General features: G+C 68.8%; 14 protein-coding genes and 1 pseudogene. 7 read left to right on the top strand and 8 right to left on the bottom strand.

Features of this window, described 5'->3' with window-relative positions; genetic code table 11:
- Window positions 1–352 precede the first annotated feature (352 nt).
- From ACWEO7_RS21235 to ACWEO7_RS21220, 4 genes are all read left to right on the top strand, one after another.
- Window positions 353–1,060 carry a GntR family transcriptional regulator gene (locus tag ACWEO7_RS21235; RefSeq protein ID WP_452425482.1) on the top strand — a complete coding sequence of 236 codons (708 nt, stop codon included), beginning with the start codon at window positions 353–355 and terminating at the stop codon, window positions 1,058–1,060.
- A 12-nt stretch (window positions 1,061–1,072) separates the two neighbouring features.
- Window positions 1,073–4,684 (top strand): urea carboxylase, encoded by a 3,612-nt coding sequence (uca, locus tag ACWEO7_RS21230; protein WP_452425480.1) that lies wholly within the window; start codon window positions 1,073–1,075, stop codon window positions 4,682–4,684.
- Window positions 4,685–6,406 (top strand): allophanate hydrolase, encoded by a 1,722-nt coding sequence (gene atzF / locus ACWEO7_RS21225; protein WP_452425478.1) that lies wholly within the window; start codon window positions 4,685–4,687, stop codon window positions 6,404–6,406.
- Window positions 6,407–6,569: 163 nt separating this feature from the next.
- Window positions 6,570–7,802 (top strand): FAD-dependent monooxygenase, encoded by a 1,233-nt coding sequence (locus ACWEO7_RS21220; RefSeq protein WP_452425476.1) that lies wholly within the window; start codon window positions 6,570–6,572, stop codon window positions 7,800–7,802.
- Between the two features lie 55 nt (window positions 7,803–7,857).
- Here the strand turns inward: ACWEO7_RS21220 and ACWEO7_RS21215 are convergent, their stop codons facing one another.
- The 3 genes from ACWEO7_RS21215 to ACWEO7_RS21205 form a co-directional block, all read right to left on the bottom strand.
- Window positions 7,858–8,448: a TetR/AcrR family transcriptional regulator gene (locus ACWEO7_RS21215; protein WP_452425474.1), complete on the bottom strand. Its 591-nt coding sequence runs from the start codon at window positions 8,446–8,448 to the stop codon at window positions 7,858–7,860.
- Between the two features lie 37 nt (window positions 8,449–8,485).
- Window positions 8,486–9,712 (bottom strand): cytochrome P450, encoded by a 1,227-nt coding sequence (locus ACWEO7_RS21210; RefSeq protein WP_452425472.1) that lies wholly within the window; start codon window positions 9,710–9,712, stop codon window positions 8,486–8,488.
- A gap of 649 nt (window positions 9,713–10,361) precedes the next feature.
- Complete coding sequence (locus ACWEO7_RS21205) at window positions 10,362–10,793, bottom strand: serine hydrolase (protein ID WP_452425470.1); 432 nt, start codon at window positions 10,791–10,793, stop codon at window positions 10,362–10,364.
- Window positions 10,794–11,232: 439 nt separating this feature from the next.
- Between ACWEO7_RS21205 and ACWEO7_RS21200 the strand changes: the two genes are divergently transcribed.
- Both ACWEO7_RS21200 and ACWEO7_RS21195 read left to right on the top strand, forming a co-directional pair.
- Window positions 11,233–12,471 (top strand): APC family permease, encoded by a 1,239-nt coding sequence (locus ACWEO7_RS21200; RefSeq protein ID WP_452425468.1) that lies wholly within the window; start codon window positions 11,233–11,235, stop codon window positions 12,469–12,471.
- 96 nt (window positions 12,472–12,567) lie between these two features.
- Complete coding sequence (locus ACWEO7_RS21195; RefSeq protein ID WP_452425466.1) at window positions 12,568–13,917, top strand: serine hydrolase domain-containing protein; 1,350 nt, start codon at window positions 12,568–12,570, stop codon at window positions 13,915–13,917.
- Between the two features lie 8 nt (window positions 13,918–13,925).
- Here ACWEO7_RS21195 and ACWEO7_RS21190 read toward each other — a convergent pair whose 3' ends face one another.
- The 3 genes and pseudogenes from ACWEO7_RS21190 to ACWEO7_RS21180 all read right to left on the bottom strand — a co-directional run bounded on the left by ACWEO7_RS21190 (window position 13,926) and on the right by ACWEO7_RS21180 (window position 15,437).
- Window positions 13,926–14,849 (bottom strand): aminotransferase class IV, encoded by a 924-nt coding sequence (locus tag ACWEO7_RS21190; protein WP_452425464.1) that lies wholly within the window; start codon window positions 14,847–14,849, stop codon window positions 13,926–13,928.
- A gap of 68 nt (window positions 14,850–14,917) precedes the next feature.
- A pseudogene (locus ACWEO7_RS21185) lies at window positions 14,918–14,998 on the bottom strand (Txe/YoeB family addiction module toxin); the annotation flags it as partial.
- A gap of 16 nt (window positions 14,999–15,014) precedes the next feature.
- The gene (locus tag ACWEO7_RS21180) at window positions 15,015–15,437 is read right to left on the bottom strand and encodes a nuclear transport factor 2 family protein (protein WP_452425462.1); all 423 of its coding nucleotides are present in this window, start codon (window positions 15,435–15,437) and stop codon (window positions 15,015–15,017) included.
- Between the two features lie 84 nt (window positions 15,438–15,521).
- Between ACWEO7_RS21180 and ACWEO7_RS21175 the strand changes: the two genes are divergently transcribed.
- Window positions 15,522–16,085 (top strand): TetR/AcrR family transcriptional regulator, encoded by a 564-nt coding sequence (locus ACWEO7_RS21175; RefSeq protein ID WP_452425460.1) that lies wholly within the window; start codon window positions 15,522–15,524, stop codon window positions 16,083–16,085.
- Window positions 16,086–16,264: 179 nt separating this feature from the next.
- On the opposite strand, the gene ACWEO7_RS21170 is transcribed toward ACWEO7_RS21175, so the two are convergent.
- Together ACWEO7_RS21170 and ACWEO7_RS21165 are read right to left on the bottom strand one after the other, a co-directional pair.
- Window positions 16,265–17,299 carry an aspartate-semialdehyde dehydrogenase gene (locus tag ACWEO7_RS21170; RefSeq protein ID WP_452425458.1) on the bottom strand — a complete coding sequence of 345 codons (1,035 nt, stop codon included), beginning with the start codon at window positions 17,297–17,299 and terminating at the stop codon, window positions 16,265–16,267.
- A gap of 3 nt (window positions 17,300–17,302) precedes the next feature.
- Window positions 17,303–18,568 carry an aspartate kinase gene (locus tag ACWEO7_RS21165; RefSeq protein WP_450024089.1) on the bottom strand — a complete coding sequence of 422 codons (1,266 nt, stop codon included), beginning with the start codon at window positions 18,566–18,568 and terminating at the stop codon, window positions 17,303–17,305.
- Window positions 18,569–18,645: the final 77 nt, after the last annotated feature.

Below are 18,645 nucleotides of genomic sequence, written 5' to 3'. Positions count from 1 at the left end.
CGAAATCGCATCCGACGGAGCCGTCCGCGAAGATCGCGCAGTTCGTGCTGCCCGCCGAGAAGTAGACCGTGCCCGGGTCGGCTTGGGCGTTGCCGACCGCCACAAGGGTCGCCATCGCCGCGGCGGCGAGTGCTCCGGCGATCTTCGTGCTGCGCTTCATACCGTCTCCTTGATGCTTCGCTGATGGACAACCGACTCGATGACACTGTCGGGGCCGCGCGGGATTTCGTTTCGCTCCGAGTACCCTGGACGGCCGCCGAACATTGCTCCGACCGGCGCGGTGAGCAGACGCTAACGCGGCGATAACTTACGGTCACTCGATCGAAATGCGAGGTCAATAGCGTATACAGCCATGTCGACACGGATAGCGACACTGGCCGACGCGGCGGGCAAACCCCTGCGCGACGTGGTGTACGAGAAGCTACGCAGCGAACTCATGAACGGGGACATCAAGTTCGGCGAACGTCTTACCGAGCCGAAACTCTCCACCCGCTTCGGCATCTCGCGCACGCCGATTCGCGAAGCGCTGACCGTCCTGTGCTCGGACGGACTACTCCAACGCGAAGAATACGGGTTCAGTCCGGTCCGGCCGAGCATCCCGCTGATCCGCGACTTGTACGAGCTGCGAATCACGCTGGAGCTGGGCGGTCTCCAGCGCGCGATGACCAATCCCGCGGTCACGCACGATCGGGCGCTGCTGGAAACCGAGCGCGCCGCCTGGCTGGAACTGCGCGCCAACCCTCCGGCCCAGGAGCCCGGCTTCGTGGTGCGCGACGAGGAATTCCACGTCACGCTGCTGACCGCGGCGGGCAACACCGAGATGGTTCGCGCGCTCAGAGCGGTGAATTCCCGCATCCGGCACGTACGCATGTACGACTTCATGGTCAACAACCGGATCGAGACCACCATCGCCGAGCACCTCGGAATCTTGGACGCCGTGCTGGCGGAAGACCTTCCGCTCGCGTATCGGCTGCTGCACGCGCACATCGGTGAATCGCTGGACGTGGTGCTCGAGCGGGTCACCCGCGCGATCGCGGCGATGTCGCTGGCTACGGAATAGCAGGGAGCGGTAATGAGTCTGGAATTCGATACGGTACTCGTCGCCAATCGCGGCGAGATCGCTTGCCGCATCATGCGCACGGCCCGGGAACTCGGGCTGAAGACGGTGGCCGTTTACTCCGATGCCGATATCGGCGCCGCGCACGTCGAAATGGCCGATGTCGCCGTGCACCTGGGTCCGGGACCGGCCGCGCAGTCCTATCTGCGTGCCGATTCGGTGGTCGAGGCGGCGCTGACGACCGGAGCGGGAGCAATTCATCCCGGCTACGGATTTCTCTCGGAAAATGCCGATTTCGCCGCCGAGGTCGAGAAAGCGGGCATCGCGTTCGTCGGACCGACCCCACAGCAACTGCGCGTCTTCGGTGACAAGCACACCGCACGCACCGCCGCACGCGCGGTGGGCGTGCCGCTCATCCCGGGCAGCGACCTGCTCGAATCGGCCGAACACGCGGTGGCGGAAGCGGAGCGGATCGGTTTCCCCGTGATGCTGAAGGCGGTCGGCGGCGGTGGCGGCATCGGTATGCAGGCCTGCTTCGGCCCGGACAAGGTGCGCGCGGCCTACGAGCGGGTGCAGCGCATCGCCGCGGCGAACTTCGGTTCGGCGGGCGTCTTCCTGGAGCGTTTCGTCGCGCGCGCCAGGCACGTCGAGGTGCAGCTGTTCGGTGACGGCAACGGCCGCGTCGTCAGCCTCGGCACCAGGGACTGCTCGCTACAACGTCGCAACCAGAAGGTGATCGAGGAGGCGCCCGCACCGGGACTCACCGCGGAGTTGTCCGAGCACCTGCTCGCCGCGTCGCGGGAACTGGCCCGCTCGGTCGGGTACCGCTCGGCCGGGACGGTGGAGTTCGTCTACGACACCGACAGCGGCGCCGCGTCGTTCCTGGAGATGAACACTCGCCTTCAGGTCGAACACCCGGTCACCGAGGCGGTCACCGGCGTCGACTTGGTCGAGTGGATGCTGCGCCTGGCCGGCGGCGACACCGCGATGGTGGACGAGCAGCCCGAGAGCGGACCGGCGATCACCGGCCATGCGGTGGAGGCGCGGGTCTACGCGGAAGATCCAGGCCACGATTACCGTCCGAGCGCGGGCCTGGTCACGGCCGCGCACTTCCCGGACGAGGTCCGGGTCGACACCTGGGTCGGCACCGGTTCGGAGGTCAGTTCGTATTACGACCCGCTGCTGGCCAAGGTGATCAGCGCGGGCGAGAGCCGAGCCGACGCCTTCGCCACGCTGCGCACCGCGCTCGGCGCGACCCGCGTCTACGGTGTGCAGACGAATCTGCCGCAACTGCGCCAGGCCGCGGCCGACGGCCGGGTCCTGCGCACCGAGCACACCACGACCACGCTGGCCGAGATCCGCCCGGTCGGCCGCCGCATCGACGTGCTGCGCGGCGGAACCATGACCACGGTGCAGGACCATCCGGGCCGGATCGGCTTGTGGGAGGTCGGCATTCCGCCGTCCGGTCCGATGGACGACCTCTCCTTCACCCTCGCCAACACAGCGGTCGGCAACCCGGTCGGCGTCCCGGCGCTCGAATGCACCTTGCAGGGCCCGCAATTGCGCTTCTCCGACACCACGGTCGTGTGCGTCACCGGTGCGCCGGCGCCGGTGACGGTGGACGGCCGCCCGGTGGCCATGTGGGAGCCCGTCACCGTGGCCGCGGGCGCGGTACTGGACATCGGCGCACCGACCGACACCGGCCTGCGCACCTATTTGGCGGTGCGCGGCGGCATCGACGCGCCGCTCTATCACGGCAGCGCGTCCACCTTCACCCTCGGCGGATTCGGAGGTGTGACCGGTAAGGCGGTGGCCACCGGCGACGTGCTCGGAATCGCCCCGGCGCCCGCCGACACGCTCGGCGCGCCGGCCGCGGTACCGCCGGGTGACCGGCCGGAGTTCACCCACGAGTGGCAGCTCGCGGTCGGTGTCGGCCCGCAGACCTCGCCCGCGTACTTCACCGACGCCGACATGACCCAGTTCTGCACGTACCCATGGCGAGTCGGGAGCCACGCCAACCGCACCGGCATCCGGCTGGAGGGCCCGAAACCGGCCTGGTCGCGCACCGACGGTGGTGAGGCCGGGCTGCACCCGTCCAATCTGCACGACAACCCGTACAGCGTTGGCGCGTTGAACGTTTCCGGCGACACGCCCATCCTGCTCGGTCCCGACGGTCCGAGCCTCGGCGGCTTCGCCTGTCCGCTCACCGTGGTGTCCGCGCATCGCTGGCGGATGGGCCAGTTGCGTCCCGGCGACTCGGTGCGGTTCGTGCCGGTCGACGACGACAAGGCGGCCGCGTTGCGCGCGTCCCACGGGAGCCGGGTGCCGGATCTGGTCACCGATACCCGTGCCGCCCTGCGTGATCGCGGCGTACTCGGCAGTGTCGAGGCGTCGCGGGACCGCCCGCGCGTGCGCTATCTGCGCGGCGGGGACGACAACGTGTTGGTCGAATACGGCGAGATGGTCCTCGATCTGGGGCTGCGCATGCGGGTGCACGCACTGGCCGAAGCTCTCGCGGCCGTGCGGCTGCCCGGCATTCTCGACGTGACTCCGGGCGTCCGGTCGCTGCACGTCCACTTCGACCCGGAGGTGCTGCCGCAGCATCGGTTGCTCGGCACGTTGGCCGAACTCGAACTCGACCTGCCCGCCACGACCGACCTGGTGGTGCCGAGCCGCACCATCCGGCTGCCGCTGTCGTTCGACGATCCCTCCATCGCCGAGGCGATCGACCGCTACCGCAGCGGCGTGCGCGACGCCGCGCCCTGGCTGCCGTCGAACATCGAGTTCATCCGCCGCATCAACGGGCTCGACAGCGTGGACGATGTGCGCGCCACCGTTTTCGACGCCGAGTATCTGGTCCTCGGTCTCGGAGACGTGTACCTCGGTGCGCCGCTGGCGGTTCCGCTCGATCCGCGGCACCGCCTGGTCACCACCAAGTACAACCCGGCGCGCACCTGGACTCCCTCCGACGCGGTCGGCATCGGCGGCAAGTACCTGTGCGTCTACGGTATGGCCTCACCGGGCGGTTACCAACTGATCGGCCGCACCGTGCCGATCTGGTCCAGCTACCGGCAGTCCGCGCCGTTCGAAGCGGGCACGCCCTGGCTGTTCCGATTCTTCGATCGCATCGTCTGGGAACCCGTCGGCGCGGAGCAGTTGCTCGAACACCGTGCCGCGGCCGAGGCGGGCAGATTCGACGCCGAGGTGAGCGAGGGCAGTTTCGCGCTCGCCGACCATCTGCGGCTGCTGCGCACGGAGGCCGATTCGATCGCTGAGTTCGAGACCAGGCAGGCCGCCGCGTTCGAGGCGGAGAAGGAAGCCTGGCGGGCGGCGGGCGAGTTCGAACGCGGCACCGTCGCGCCCGTCGCCGCACCGATCGAAGACCCGTTGGCCGGGCTGCCCGCCGACGCGACGGTGGTGTCCGCGCCGATGATCGGCAATGTGTGGCGCGTGGAAGTCGAGCCGGGGCAGCGCGTCACGGCCGATGCGCCGGTGGCCGTCCTGGAGGCGATGAAGCTCGAACTACCTGTGCACAGCCCGAGCGCGGGCACCGTGCTGAAGGTATTGACCGCGCCCGGCGCCAAGGTGGAGCCGGGCACTCCCCTACTAGTGATCGGAGTCGACTGAATGCCCGTTCCAGGCAACACGGCAGCCGACCCCGTCGAACGCGTCGCGGCCGCCTATCGGCGGATCGTCGAGGTCGATCGGCCGGAGGTGTGGATCACCCTGCGACCGGAGCACGAGGTCGCCGCCGAAGCGGCCGCCCTCGCGCGACGGCTCGCCGCCGGAGAGACCTTGCCGCTGGCCGGAGTCCTCGTGGCGGTGAAGGACAACATCGATGTGGCGGGGCTGCCGACCACCGCGGCCTGCCCCGAGTTCGCCTACCAGCCGGAGGTGACCGCGGCGGCGATCGAGCGGTTGCTCGCGGCCGGAGCGCTGGTGCTGGGCAAGACGAATCTGGACCAGTTCGCCACCGGTCTGGTCGGGACGCGCAGCCCGTACGGCGCGGTGCGCAACGCTTTCGACCCGGAGTTGGTGTCGGGCGGGTCGAGTTCCGGTTCCGCGGCGGCGGTCGCGCTCGGCATCGCGGATATCGGAATCGGCACCGACACCGCCGGATCCGGCCGCGTGCCAGCCGCACTGCACGGGATCGTCGGCATCAAAGCCACGCTGGGCGTGATCCCGGCGCACGGGACCGTGCCGGCCTGCGCGGACTACGACGCCGTGACGGTCTTCGCCGCCGACCTCGCCTCGGCGGTAGCCGCGGCGGCGATGATGACGGGCCCGGAGCCGCGTGACCCGCGCAGCCGAAGCTGGCCCGCCGACGTCCGGTTGGCCGCCCCGCTCGCGCCGCGCATCGCCGTGCCGCGTCCCGAGGACCTGGCCGCGCTCAGCGAGCCATATCGAGAAGCGTTCGCGCGCACTGTCGCCGCGGTCGGCGAAACCGGCGCGAAGACCGAGGAGATCGACATCTCCGCCCTGCTCGACGCCGCGCTGTTGCTCTACGACGGCGCGCTCGTCGCCGAACGCTATGCCGCGGTGGGCGCGTTCCTGGACACCGCCCCCGCGGGCGCCGATCCCACGGTCGCCGCCATCATCGGCGCGGCGCGGCAGAAGACCGGTCCCGCTTTCGCCGCCGACCTCGACACACTCGCCCGCGCCAAGGCGGCGGCCGCCGAACTCCTGCACGGCTTCGACGCACTGCTGTTGCCGACGACCACCGAGCACCCGAGCATCGCCGCGGTGCGGGCCGATCCGGTCGGCATCAACCGGCGGATGGGCACGTACACCAACTTCTGCAACCTGCTTGACATGGCCGCCGTCGCCGTCCCCGGCGCCCCTACCACCGAGGGCGCGCCGTTCGGCGTCATGCTGGTCACTCCCGCCTTCGCCGATCAGGTGGCCGTCGATCTCGCCGCCCGTCTGGTCGGTCTCGACAGTGCTCCGCTGTTCGTCGATCGCGGTGTCGACCTGGCCGTCTTCGGCGCGCACCTGCGCGGGCAGCCGCTGCACTGGCAGCTCGAGCAACTGGGCGCCCGCTTCCTCGGCGACATCCGGACCACCGACGCCTACCGCCTGACCGCACTGGACACCACGCCGCCCAAGCCGGGGCTGGTGCGACACGGACCGGGCCGCGGCGCTCCGATCGAAGGGGAACTGTTCCGCGTCTCCCCGGCGGGGCTGGGTGGCTTCCTCGCCGATTTGCCGGCTCCCATGGCGCTGACCAGCATCGAACTCGCCGATGGCCGCGACGTCGTAGGGTTCGCCTGTACCTACGACGCCGCGTGCGCCGCAACCGACATCACCCACCACGCGAGCTGGCGCGGATACCTCCGAGACCGCGCCTAGCTCCTGCGATCCACCAAAGGCCCATGGCCGCGAGAACTCCTCGCCGCCATGGGCCTTTCCCGTTCGGGGTCGTTTAGACATTTGTACTAGACATTCGTGCAAGAGTCGCGTTAGACATATGTCTAAGACATTTGGACAAACCCCTGGGAGTCGAGGAAAAGTCATGAGCGCCAAGTCCGTAAGCAGCCAGCTCCGCGTGCTCGTCGCCGGCGGCGGCATCGGCGGCAATGCCGTCGCGCTGCAGCTGCTCCGGTCCGGCATCCGGGCCACCGTGGTGGAGCGCGCCGCGGCGCCGCGACCGGGCGGGCAGGCCGTCGACCTGCGCGGACCCAGCCGCGAGGTGGCCGGGCGGATGGGCATGATGCCCGGCATCCGCGATTATCAGCTCGATGAGCGCGGCATGAAGTACGTCGACGACGCGGGCCGCGAAATCCTCCGCATGCCCGCCGAACTCTTCGACGGCAAGGGCGCCGTCGCCGAAATCGAGATCACCCGCGGGGACCTCAACCAGGTGCTGCTCGACCTGCTCGAGGCCGAAGGCGGCGTCGACTACCGCTACGGCGAGTGGATCACCGACATCCGGCAGGACGACGCGGGCGCCGACGTGACCTTCGCTTCCGGCGCGGCCGAGCGATTCGACATCGTGATCGGCGCGGATGGGCTGCACTCCGCTACCCGCGGGATGGTGTTCGGCCCGGAGGAGCAGTTCGCGACGTACCTGGGCGGATACATGTCGTTCTTCACGCTGCCGCGACCGGAAGGCCTGGAACCGCACTGGTTCACGATGCATTCGCTGGTCGGAGCCACCGGCTTGGGCATGCGCCCCGACGCCGACCCGGCCACCTGCAAAGCGCTCGTCGTGATCCGCGCGGCGGCGGATCCCGCGCTGCGCCGGGACGTCGCGGCACAGCAGCAGTTCATCCGCGAGCGCCTGGCCGGCGGCGGCTGGGAGTCCGCTCGCATCGCGGCGGCGATGACCGATGCGCCGGACTTCTACTTCGACGAGCTGGCCCGCATCGACATGCCGAGCTGGGTCCAGGGCCGGGTGGTCCTGCTCGGCGACGCCGGGTACTGCGGTTCCCCGCTCACCGGGCAGGGCACCGCGATGGCACTGGTGGGCGCGTACGTGCTCGCCGGTGAGCTCGCCGCGCACGCCGACAACCCCGGACAGGGGCTGGCCCGCTACGAAGAGGTCCTGCGCCCCTTCGTGAAGACGGCCCAGCAGTTGCAGCCGGGCGGCTTGAACGCGATGACGCCCAAGTCACGCTTCGGCATCCGCGCGGGCCACACCCTCAGCAAAATGATGATGTCGAAAGCGATGCGACCGGTCATGATGCGGATGCTGAGCAAGACCGAGACCTACGACCTGCCCGACTACTCGGCGGCGACCGTCTGAACCCGTGGCCCGCGCTTCGACCGGAGTCCCGTGGGGCTCCGGTCGACGACCGGCATCAGTCGATCACGGTCCGGTCGTCGAGCAGGAACGGCAGCACGAAGGTGCGCAACATCGCTCGTTCCTCGTCTTCTCCCGCGCCGGGTAGCGTCAGCAACGACACCATCGCGCGCACCACCCACCGGCCGACGCGCTCGGCCGCGAGCGGGGGCAACCCAGGACGGAATCCGGCGACGAAATCCGTGGCGAGCGCGTCGACCACACCCGGCGAATTGGCCAGCTGGGCCACGATTCCCGCGTTGGACGGTTCGAACCAGACCGCCAGATGCGGCGTCTTGCGCACCTCGGCCAACAGGGCGGTCAACGTGTCGAGCAGTTGCTCCCCCGGCTCCGGGCCCGCGGGCTGCGCCCGGTCCCGCCAGACCCGCTCGACCAGCTGCCGCGCCTCCCGGCCCGCGAACGCCACGTAGAGCGCCTGCCGATTCTCGAAATAGCGATACAGCGTCGCCCTGGAACAGCCCGCGGCGTCGGCGACTTCGGCCATGCCGACCCCGCTGACGCCCTTGTCGATGAACAGCGCGCGCACCGCGTCGAGAATGCGCTCACCGGCCAATTCGGCGCGACCATCGGCCAGCCAATCGCCACTCATGCCGTGTCCCTTCCGGCGCGAACGAGGTCTTCCGTGGTCACGCCCCGCACCGGAACGGCACAGTAGTCGGCCTGCGGACGTACGGACCGCTCGCGTACTCGACCGCGTCGATGTCGACGACGTACTCCGGAAAGCGATCGAGCAACTCTTCGAGCGCGACACGGGCTTGCATCCGCGCGGCCGCCGCGCCGAGACAGTGATGCGGCCCGTGCCCGAAGGTGAGGATGCGCTGCGGATTCCGGTCGATATCCAGCTCGTCGGCGTCGGCGCCGAACGCCCGCTCGTCCCGGTTGGCCGACCCGAACACCAGTAACACCTTCCGCCCCGCGGGCACCGTCTTCCCGGCCAGTTCCACATCGCGCGTCGCGGTCCGCGCCAACCCTTGCACCGGTGCGGTGAGCCGGGCGAACTCCTCCACCGCGACGCGAATGCGGTCGGGTTCCGCGGCGAGCGCCGCGCGCTGGTCCGGGTGCTGTTGCAGCAGTTGCACGGCGCCGCCGAGCAGGCCGGTGGTGGTGTCGTTGCCGCCCGCGACCATGGTCCAGGTGTAGGCGAGGATCTGGATCAACCCGCGCACGTCCGTGTCTTCGGCCGCCATTCCCGCCTGTACCAGCAGGGACACGGTGTCGTCGCCGGGGTCGGTGCGCCTGCGTTTGATCAGCTCGGCGAAGTAGCCCATCATCTCCGCCGACGCCGCCTGCGCCTTGGTGTTCGTCCGGTCGATGCTGCCCGCGACGACGGCATCGGTCCAGCCGTCGAACCTCGCCCGGTCCTGTTCCGGCACCCCGAGGTAATACGCCACCACCATGCTCGGCAGCGGCTTGAACAATTGCTTGACGATGTCCCCGCCGCCCTGGGCCGCGATGGCGTCGAGCCGGTCGCGCACGAAGCGGCGGACCACCGGCTCCACCTCCTCGACCTGGCGCGGGGTGAATCCGCGAGCGACCAGTTTGCGGAAGTCGGTGTGCTGCGGCGGGTCCTGCATCACCAGCGGAGGATTGTCGGTCAGGCCGAGTTCGTCGAGCTCGCCGTATTCCACCGTCAGCCCGTCGCGGGAGGAGAACGTGTCACTGTCGCGCGCCGCCGCGTAGACGTGCTCATGCCGGGTGAGCACCCAGTAGTCGTTCTCCGGTCGCGCGGTCGGTACGACGTGCTGCACCGGATCGTGCTCACGCAGTGCCGCGTACATCTCCCACGGCGAGGCCCAAGTAGGACCGGAACGAAGTTCGAAAACCGGAGCCGTCCGATACGCAACATCCACCATGTATCGACCGTAAGACAAATATAGCAAACTGTCTAGAACTTGTTTCAGGTCGGCCGGCCGGTCACCCTTCACGACCAGCCCGGCCGCGCCTGCCTCGCGTGGGTCCCGGCGCCGCACGCTCGTGGGTTACCTTCGGCAGCGGCAACACCGTCTCGTTGCCGGTCAGCTCCAGGAAGAGCCAGCGCGAGCGACCGCTCCGCGTCCCGCGTCCGCCGGGCCGGCCACCCCTCGTAGACCGGCCCGGCGGACACCGCCCCCGAGTTCCGACCTGTCACCCCTCGAGACAGGCCGTTCCTCGGTTCGCACCTGCGGTGCTGGGTATGTCCCTCCCGCGAGACAAAGAATGCAGGGGCGGGCTTGGCGCGCACTTAAGAACACCTTGCAAGATCGAAATCGCAGATGAGCGGGTTGACCGAGCGGTGACCCCGCAAGCGCCTACCGCCCGGCCCCGGATCACGGGATGATGGTCACAAGTGCGCCAAGAAGATTGGGAGCGACGATGGAAACCGTGGTGGTCTGGATTCTGGCGACCCTGCTCTACTGGTGGGGCCTGCTGTAGGTGACCGAGCCTGGCCGCCTGATCCGGCCAGGTCTACTACAAGTCGTCGTAATCTTCGGAGTCCGCTCCGGTCGACCCACCCGGCGAGTGTCACCGGAGCCGGTCTACGGCCACCTTCGTCACTTCCGCCAGCAGGTCGTTGTGCACCTCGGCGTCCTCGGCCGGTTTGCGGCTCATGATCGCGATCACGATCGGCGCCCGGCCGCCTCCGGGCCAGACGATCGCGACGTCGTTGGCGGAGCCGTAGAAGCCGGTGCCCGTCTTGTCGCCGGTGACCCACTCGGCGGGCAACCCCGCACGGATGCGCTTGCCACCGGTCGTGTTCGCCTTCAGCCAGGCGGCCAACTGGTCGCGTCCCCGGGCGCCGAGCGCGTCGCCCAACGCCAAGACGCGGTAGTCCGCGGCCAGTGCGGCCGGAGTGGTGGTGTCGCGCTCGTCACCGGGGATCGCGGTGTCGAGTTCGGTCTTCCAGCGGTCGAGCCTGCTCGTCGGATCACCGAACGTGGTCGTGCCGCCCGGCACACCACATCGACGCGCCGAGTGGCGAGCGTCACAAATCCCTCCCGGAATAGCCTCCGCGAGTGCGTGGTTGAACCCCCTGTCGGCGTCCGGACAGCCCCGGGCCGCACCCTTTGTCGCTACGAGCGACCACCCGCCGAGAGGCGCTTGTGGGACGTCGACACCCCACCGTCGGCGTCCGGACAGCCCCGGGCCGCACCCTTTGTCGCTACGAGCGACCACCCGCCGAGAGGCGCTTGTGGGACGTCGACGGTTACAGACACCAGCACGGTGTCCCAGCTCACGGCGCCGCCAGGTCATTCCGACCTGGCGGCGCTGTCGCTTCCAGAGGTCCACTCCACGAGGGGGACATGGTTGTGCGGGCTTCTCACGTTCTCCCGCGGCCATGTGCCACTCGCGGAGTCGCCCTGCGAGGGCGTGGGCGGTGGGGGAGGATGCGGTAATGGCGTCGCGAGATGGGGTTTTGCGTCGACGGCTCGGGCTTGCCGATTCGGTGGTCATCGGGTTGGGGGCGATGGTGGGTGCGGGGATATTCGCGGCGCTCGCGCCCGCGGCCGCGTCAGCCGGGAGTTGGTTGCTGGTGGCGCTCGCGGTGGCGGCGGTGCTGGCGTATTGCAATGCGACGTCGTCGGCGCGGCTGGCGGCGCGATATCCGGTTTCCGGCGGCACGTATGTGTATGGGCGGGAGCGGCTCGGACCTTTCTGGGGATATCTCGCGGGGTGGGGATTCGTCGTGGGGAAGACGGCCTCGTGTGCGGCTATGGCGCTGACGGTCGGTAGCTACGCCTGGCCCGAGCAGGCGCACGCCGTGGCGGTGGGCGCGGTGGTGGCGATCACCGCGATCAATTACACGGGCGTGCAGAAGTCGGCGTTCGCGACTCGGGTGCTCGTCGCGGTAGTGCTCGCGGTACTCGCCGTGGTGATCGTGATCGGGCTGTTCGGAACGCATTCGGCGGCAACCGCCTTGTCCGGCCGGGTCGGTCCGCGCGACGTGCTCACGGCGGCGGGACTGCTGTTCTTCGCGTTCGCGGGGTACGCGCGCATCGCCACGCTCGGTGAGGAGGTGCGCGAACCGCAACGCACCATCCCCCGCGCCATCATGATCGCGCTCGCACTCGCCCTCGCGGTCTACACGCTGGTCGCGGTCGCGACGCTGAGCGTGCTCGGCTCTGCCGGACTGGCCGATGCGGCCGACCCGCTGGCGCGAATGGTCAGCGCGGCGGGCGTCCCCGCTGCCGCGCCGGTGGTGCGGATCGGCGCGGTGCTCGCGGCGGCCGGATCGCTGCTCGCCCTGATCCTCGGCGTATCCCGCACGATGCTGGCCATGGCGCGAGACCGCTATCTGCCGGGCGCGCTCGCCGCCGTGCATCCGCGGTTCGCGGTGCCGCACCGCGCCGAACTGGTGGTCGGCGCGATCGTCGCCGTGGTCGCCGCGCTCTTCGATGTACGCGCGGCCATCGGGTTCTCCTCGTTCACGGTGCTCTTCTACTACTTGATCGCCAACCTCTCCGCCGCCACACTGACCGTCGAGGAGAATCGGCCGCCCCGATGGATTCCGGTGGTCGGGGCGGCGGGGTGCGTCGTCGTCGGATTCGCACTGCCCCTCGGTTCCGTTCTCACCGGGCTCGGCGCGCTTGTCCTCGGCGCGGCGCTGTATGTGCTGGGTAAGCGCTACCGCTAGGAGCCGGGCCGGTCCACGCCTCGATGCGAATATCAAACGTCCAGTTTCCCGCCTGTTTACCGCGTGAACAGGCCAAAGGGCGCTAGCCTTTTGCACATGGGGCGCTTCGGTGGATTCCTGGCGGGAATCGCGGCGGTTTCGCTGGTGGCGGGCAACGTCTTCGCCGGAGGCGCGGCCGCCGCGACCGGCGACGAGGTGCGGTGCGCGGTCACCTCGGGGCGCGACCTGGAGCGGGCGGCACCGGAACAAGTCGGTCTGGATTCCGCGAAACTGCGGGATGCGCTGACCTTCGCGAACGGCCGAAACCGCTTCAATGTGCAGGTGTTCCGGCACAACTGCCTCATCGGCGAGGGACCGACGAACGACCAGACCGGCAACGTGGCGTGGAATATCTGGAGTGCGACCAAGAGCGTCGTCTCGCTGCTCGCCGGAATCGGGTGGGACCGAGGAAAACTCGATCTCCACGCGCCCATCGACCGTTACCTGCCCGCCGGGCTCGGTGATGCGGAGCACCGGTCGATCACCGTCGAGAATCTGCTCACCGAGACCTCGGGCATGCGGGTCGGCGTGCTGACCGAGGGCGTCACCGGCGTGATCCCGGTCGACCCGGACAGCGCGGTGCAGGCGCTTGGCGTGCCGCTGGACAACCCGCCGGGCACCGTCTTCACCTACAGCCAGCGCAATGTCGATCTCCTGGCCTACGTGCTGGAGCTGGCCGTCGGCGAACCTCTGCAAGATTTCGCGCAGCGCGAGCTGTTCGATCCGCTCGGAATTCCTCGCGGGGATTATTACTGGGCTCAGGACCGATCCGGGCACACCTACGGCTACGCGCACTTGATGATCCCGCCGAACGATTTCGCGAAGCTCGGACTCCTGGTGAGCAACGACGGGCGCTGGGGAGCGCAGCAGATCGTCTCCCGCGACTACCTGCGCAAGGCGCGCACGCCCTCACCCACGAATGCGTGCTACGGCTACCTGTTCTGGCTCGGTGGCGGTTGCGCCGAAATCGCCGACTTCCTGCCCGACGACGTGTACGCGATGGCCGGCCTCGGCATGCAGAACGTCTTCGTCATACCCAGCCTCGACCTCACCGTGGTGTGGACCGGCGTCTTCGGGAACGTCAGCAGCCAGGGCGTATCCGGAGTCGTGCAGAACACCCAGGAATTGCCCTACGAGTTCTTCCGCAAAGTGTTCGACGCGTTCTATGACCGGCCGGTACCCGACCCGGGACCATACGTCGAGCCGCCGCTGCGGCTGGACCCACGCCGTTTCGTCGACACGGACATCCTGATCGCGGTATTCGGCCTCGGTCCCGCCGCCTATCCGGGCTGCAACGTCTTCGCTTGCCTGAGCCACCCGCTGGATCCGCCGTTCGCGGACACCCCGCCGGGTTGCGCCATCTTGGTCTGCCTGGGACCCGACCCGCGCACCCCGGCCATCCGCTGAACGAGCCGCTACCTGGTCGCGGACAGATCCGTGACCCAGCCGTGCAGGTCGTCGGTGCGCAATGCCGCATGGTGGCGTTTGCGCAGCGCCTGGGAGATCGGGCCGGGAACGCCGTCGGCGACCAGGCGGCCGTCCACCTCGACGACCGGCGCGGCACCGGATGATGTGCCGGTGACGAACACTTCGTCGGCGATGTACAACTCGGTGAGATCCACGGTGCGCTCCACCACCGGGATGCCGTCCTCCGCCGCCAAGGTGAGAACGGTCCTGCGGTTGATGCCGTCGAGGATGTCGCAGGAAACGTCCGGCGTGATCAACGTGCCGTTGCGGACCAGGAAGATGTTCGCCGCGCTGAGTTCGCAGACGTGCCCGTTGCCGTCGAGGAAGACGCAGTCGTCGTAGCCGCTGTCGATCGCGTCCTGCTTGGCCAGCACCGAGTTCACGTACGCTCCGTTGACTTTCGCGCGGGAGGGGATCGCGTTGTCCGGAATGCGCCGCCACGGACTGGATTTCAGGCGCATGCCGTCCTGCGGCACGATGGGCACCGCGTCGTAGACGAAGATGCTGACCCGAATGGCGCAGCCCCGCACCCGCGTCCCCGGAATGGACTCGACCACGTGCACCGTCGCACGCACGAAAACGTCCTCACGCGGAGCATTCGCGGCGATCAGCTCCACGACGGCCGCGCGGAAACGCGCGTAATCCCACTCCTGCGCGAATCGATCGATACCGATGATCTTGCAGGACTCCTCGAGCCGGCGGAAATGGTCGTCCAAACGGAATGCCGTACGCGCTGCCCCATCCACATGCACCGGGAACACGGTGTAGACACTGAGCCCGTACAACACCGCCGCGGATGCGACGCCCACCGTGGCCGCTTCGGCCGCGACGATCCGGTCGCCGAGATACACGTGAGGATGAGGATTCGCCATCGGCGCAGGCTAACAGCCCCGCCCCGCGCCGAGCGAGGCTATTTTCAGCCCGCATGCCGACATCAGTCCTAATGCTTGCCGACCTTGGCGATCCAGACCGCATCGTCGACGACTCGGTAAACGACGCGGTGCTCCTGCGTGATCCGGCGTGACCAATGCTGGAGTTCAGCCCGCGGCCAGGCGGGCGAAGCGGGCGGTGTCCATGTAGTCGCGGAAGAGCACCACTTGGCCGTCGCGGACCCGGACGACGTTGACGGAGGTGCGCCTTCGGGCGCGGCCGGATCCGGGGATGGTCATGTCGACCTCGTTCTCCACCAGCAGCACTTCGGGATCGGTGGTCTCGTAGACCTGGGGGTGGATCGCGTGCACTTCGATTCCGGACAGGCCCGACCATCGGTGCGCCAGGTGCTCGCGGATCGCTTCGCGGCCCTCCAAGCGGGTCGGGTGGCCAGGGATCGTGAACGGGATTTCGAAGACCGCGTCGGGCGCGAGCAACGCGACGAACGCATCGGGGTCGCGGGCCGGTAGCTCACCGAACAACCGCTCGACCAACTCGCGCGGGCTTCGCACGGACGACTCTGCAGCCATCACAAACCTCCAGATAAGCGGAACGAAAGACCCGCTTATTTTCCGGAACGTGCGCCCCGTTTGTCAACAGTAGACTCGGTCCTCGTGACCGAACCCGAGCGCCGACCGCTGCGCGCCGACGCTCGCCGTAACCGCGAGCGGGTCCTGGCAGCCGCGCAGGAAGCGTTCGCGGCGGAAGGACTCTCGGTGCCGCTGGACGAGATCGCGCGGCGGGCCGGCGTCGGCGCGGGCACCGTCTACCGGCACTTCCCCACCAAGGAAGCGCTGTTCGAGGCGGCGATCGTGGATCGGGTCGACCGGATCATCGCGCTGGCAAGGGAATTGGCCGACGCCGCGGAACCGGTGACCGCGTTCTTCGACTTCCTGGCCCGGCTCGTGGCTGAGGGCAGCGTCAAGCGCGATCTCGCCGATGCCGTAGGCGGGCAGGACGCCCCGGAATATCTCCGGCCGGTGCACGAACTCAATGCGGCCATCGGCAGGCTGCTCACCCGCGCGCAGGAGGCGGGCGGCGTGCGCACCGACATCGAGGTCGAGGACCTTATGCGCCTCATCAAGGGCGCCTTCCTCGCCACCCACGGCACCGCCGCTACCCCCGCGCAGCGCGAACGCACCTTCGCCGTCGTCTTCGACGGACTGCGGGCCCGCTGATCCGTCGCCGAAGCGCCTCCGGCAGGCCGCTCGATCGGCGACCAGCACAGCGCGGATACCAGCGACATGAAGCCGCCCACCGCACCGGCAGCATCATCCACGCTGGGCGCGGTCGCGCGAATGCGGGAAACGACGAACGGGCCGCGGAAATTCCACGGCCCGTTCGATCGAGAAACGTCTCAGCGGTCGCTGAGCAATACCTCGGCAATCTGAATGGTGTTGAGCGCAGCGCCCTTTCGCAGGTTGTCGCCGGAGATGAACAGCGCGAGCCCGCGACCGTCCGGCACGCCAGGGTCCTGACGGATGCGGCCGACGAGCGAATCGTCGACGCCCGCCGCGGCGAGCGGGGTAGGCACGTCGACCAGCTTCACGCCGGGAGCCTTGGCCAGGATCTCCTTGGCGTGCTCGACCGAGAGCGGCTCGGCGAATTCGGCGTTCACCGAGAGCGAGTGGCCGGTGAAGACCGGCACGCGCACGCAGGTGCCGCTCACCGCGAGATCCGGGATGCCGAGGATCTTGCGGCTCTCGTTGCGCAGCTTCTGGTCCTCGTCGGTCTCGCCGGAGCCGTCGTCGACCAGCGAACCGGCCAGCGGAAGCACGTTGAACGCGATCGGCGCGACGTACTTGTTCGGCGCGGGAAAGTCGACGGCGCGGCCGTCGTGGGTCAGCTTCTCGGCGTCATCGATCACCGCGCGGGCCTGGCTCGCCAGCTCTTCGACACCGGCCAGTCCGCTGCCGGAGACCGCCTGGTAGCTGGAGACGATCAAGCGGCGCAGACCTGCGATGTCGTGCAGCGGCTTGAGCACCGGCATGGCGGCCATCGTGGTGCAGTTCGGGTTGGCGATGATGCCCTTGACCAGGTTGCGCGCCTGCTCCGGGTTGACCTCGCTGACCACCAGCGGGACCTCGGGATCCTTGCGCCACGCCGAGGAGTTGTCGATCACCGTGACGCCCGCGGCGGCGAAGCGCGGCGCCTGCACGCGGGACATGGTGGCGCCCGCGGAGAACAAGGCGATGTCCAAGCCGGACGGATCGGCGTTCTCGGTGTCCTCGACGACGATCTCGCGGCCGCGCCAGGGCAGCGTCTTGCCCGCCGAACGAGCCGAGGCGAAGAACCGCATCTCGTCGGCCGGGAAGTTGCGCTCCTCCAGCAGTTTCCGCATCACGGCGCCGACCTGCCCGGTCGCGCCGACGACTCCTACGCGAACACCCATGCCCTATCGCCCCGTTCCCGCGTGGACCACCGCGACCTCGTCGCCGCCCAGGTCGAACGCCCTGTGCAGAACCTTGACCGCCTCGTCCAGCTCGGTGTCCTTGACCAGCACGGAGATCCGGATCTCGGAGGTGGAGATGAGATCGATGTTGACGCCCGCCTCGGCCAGCGCCTCACAGAACTTGGCGGTGACGCCGGGGTGGCTCTTCATGCCCGCGCCGACCAGCGACACCTTGCCGATGTGGTCGTCGTAGAGCACCTGGGAGAAACCGATCTCGGACTGGCGCTTGGTCAGCATCTCGACCGCGCGGGCGCCCTCGGTCTTCGGCAGCGTGAAAGTGATGTCGGTCTTGCCCGTCTCGACCTTCGAGATGTTCTGCAGGACCATGTCGATGTTGATCTCCGCGTCGGCCACGGCGCGGAACACCTTGGCGGCGTAACCCGGTTCGTCCGGCAGGCCGACCACGGTCACCTTGGCCTCGCTGCGGTCGTGCGCGACGCCGGTGAGGATTGCTTGCTCCAAGGGGATGTCCTCCATCCATCCGTAAACGTAGGTGCCCTGCTTGTCGGTGTAGGACGAGCGCACATGCACGGGCACGTTGTAGCGGCGGGCGTATTCGACGCAGCGCAGCATCAGCACCTTGGCCCCGCAGGCCGCCAGTTCCAGCATCTCCTCGTAGGAGACCTGCTCGAGCCGCTGCGCGTCGGGCACGATCCGCGGGTCGGCGGTGAAGACGCCGTCCACGTCGGTGTAGATCTCACAGACGTCCGCGGCCAGCGCGGCGGCCAGCGCGACCGCCGTGGTGTCGGAGCCACCGCGGCCCAGCGTGGTGACGTCCCTGCTGTCCTGGCTCACGCCCTGGAAGCCGGCGACCAGCACCACGAGGCCCTCGTCCAGTGCGTCGCGGACGCGGCCGGGGGTCACGTCGATGATCTTCGCGTTGCCGTGCGCGCCCGTGGTGATCACGCCCGCCTGCGAGCCGGTGAACGAGCGGGCCTCCGCGCCGAGGGAGTGGATGGCCATGGCGACCAGCGCGTTGGAGATGCGCTCACCCGAGGTGAGCAGCATGTCCATCTCGCGGGCCGGCGGCGACGGCGCCACCTGTTGAGCGAGATCGAGCAGCTCGTCGGTGGTGTCACCCATGGCGGAGCAGACGACCACCACGTCGTGGCCTTGCTTCTTGGTCTCCACGATCCGTTCAGCGACGCGCCGGATCCGCTCGGCGGTCGCTACCGAGGATCCTCCGTACTTCTGAACCACGAGAGCCACGACAGGGTCCTCCAAGATCGACAACAAGCTGGTAACAGTCATTCAGGGTACCGGCCGGGGCCAGCGGTTTTGCCGCT

This window comes from Nocardia sp. NPDC004260, from assembly GCF_053603155.1.
Note: the sequence above shows the minus strand (reverse complement) of the source record. Positions and strands in the feature narration are given on the sequence as shown.

Excerpts from the sequence above, each read along its gene's own strand:
- ACWEO7_RS21215 (WP_452425474.1), bottom strand. The coding sequence starts at position 8,448 with ATGAGTGGCGATTGGCTGGCCGATGGTCGCGCCGAATTGGCCGGTGAG.
- ACWEO7_RS21190 (WP_452425464.1), bottom strand. The coding sequence starts at position 14,849 with ATGGCGAATCCTCATCCTCACGTGTATCTCGGCGACCGGATCGTCGCG.
- ACWEO7_RS21170 (WP_452425458.1), bottom strand. The coding sequence starts at position 17,299 with ATGGGTGTTCGCGTAGGAGTCGTCGGCGCGACCGGGCAGGTCGGCGCC.
- ACWEO7_RS21195 (WP_452425466.1), top strand. The coding sequence starts at position 12,568 with ATGGGGCGCTTCGGTGGATTCCTGGCGGGAATCGCGGCGGTTTCGCTG.
- uca (WP_452425480.1), top strand. The coding sequence starts at position 1,073 with ATGAGTCTGGAATTCGATACGGTACTCGTCGCCAATCGCGGCGAGATC.
- ACWEO7_RS21210 (WP_452425472.1), bottom strand. The coding sequence starts at position 9,712 with ATGGTGGATGTTGCGTATCGGACGGCTCCGGTTTTCGAACTTCGTTCC.
- ACWEO7_RS21200 (WP_452425468.1), top strand. The coding sequence starts at position 11,233 with ATGGCGTCGCGAGATGGGGTTTTGCGTCGACGGCTCGGGCTTGCCGAT.
- ACWEO7_RS21235 (WP_452425482.1), top strand. The coding sequence starts at position 353 with ATGTCGACACGGATAGCGACACTGGCCGACGCGGCGGGCAAACCCCTG.
- ACWEO7_RS21220 (WP_452425476.1), top strand. The coding sequence starts at position 6,570 with ATGAGCGCCAAGTCCGTAAGCAGCCAGCTCCGCGTGCTCGTCGCCGGC.
- atzF (WP_452425478.1), top strand. The coding sequence starts at position 4,685 with ATGCCCGTTCCAGGCAACACGGCAGCCGACCCCGTCGAACGCGTCGCG.
- ACWEO7_RS21180 (WP_452425462.1), bottom strand. The coding sequence starts at position 15,437 with ATGGCTGCAGAGTCGTCCGTGCGAAGCCCGCGCGAGTTGGTCGAGCGG.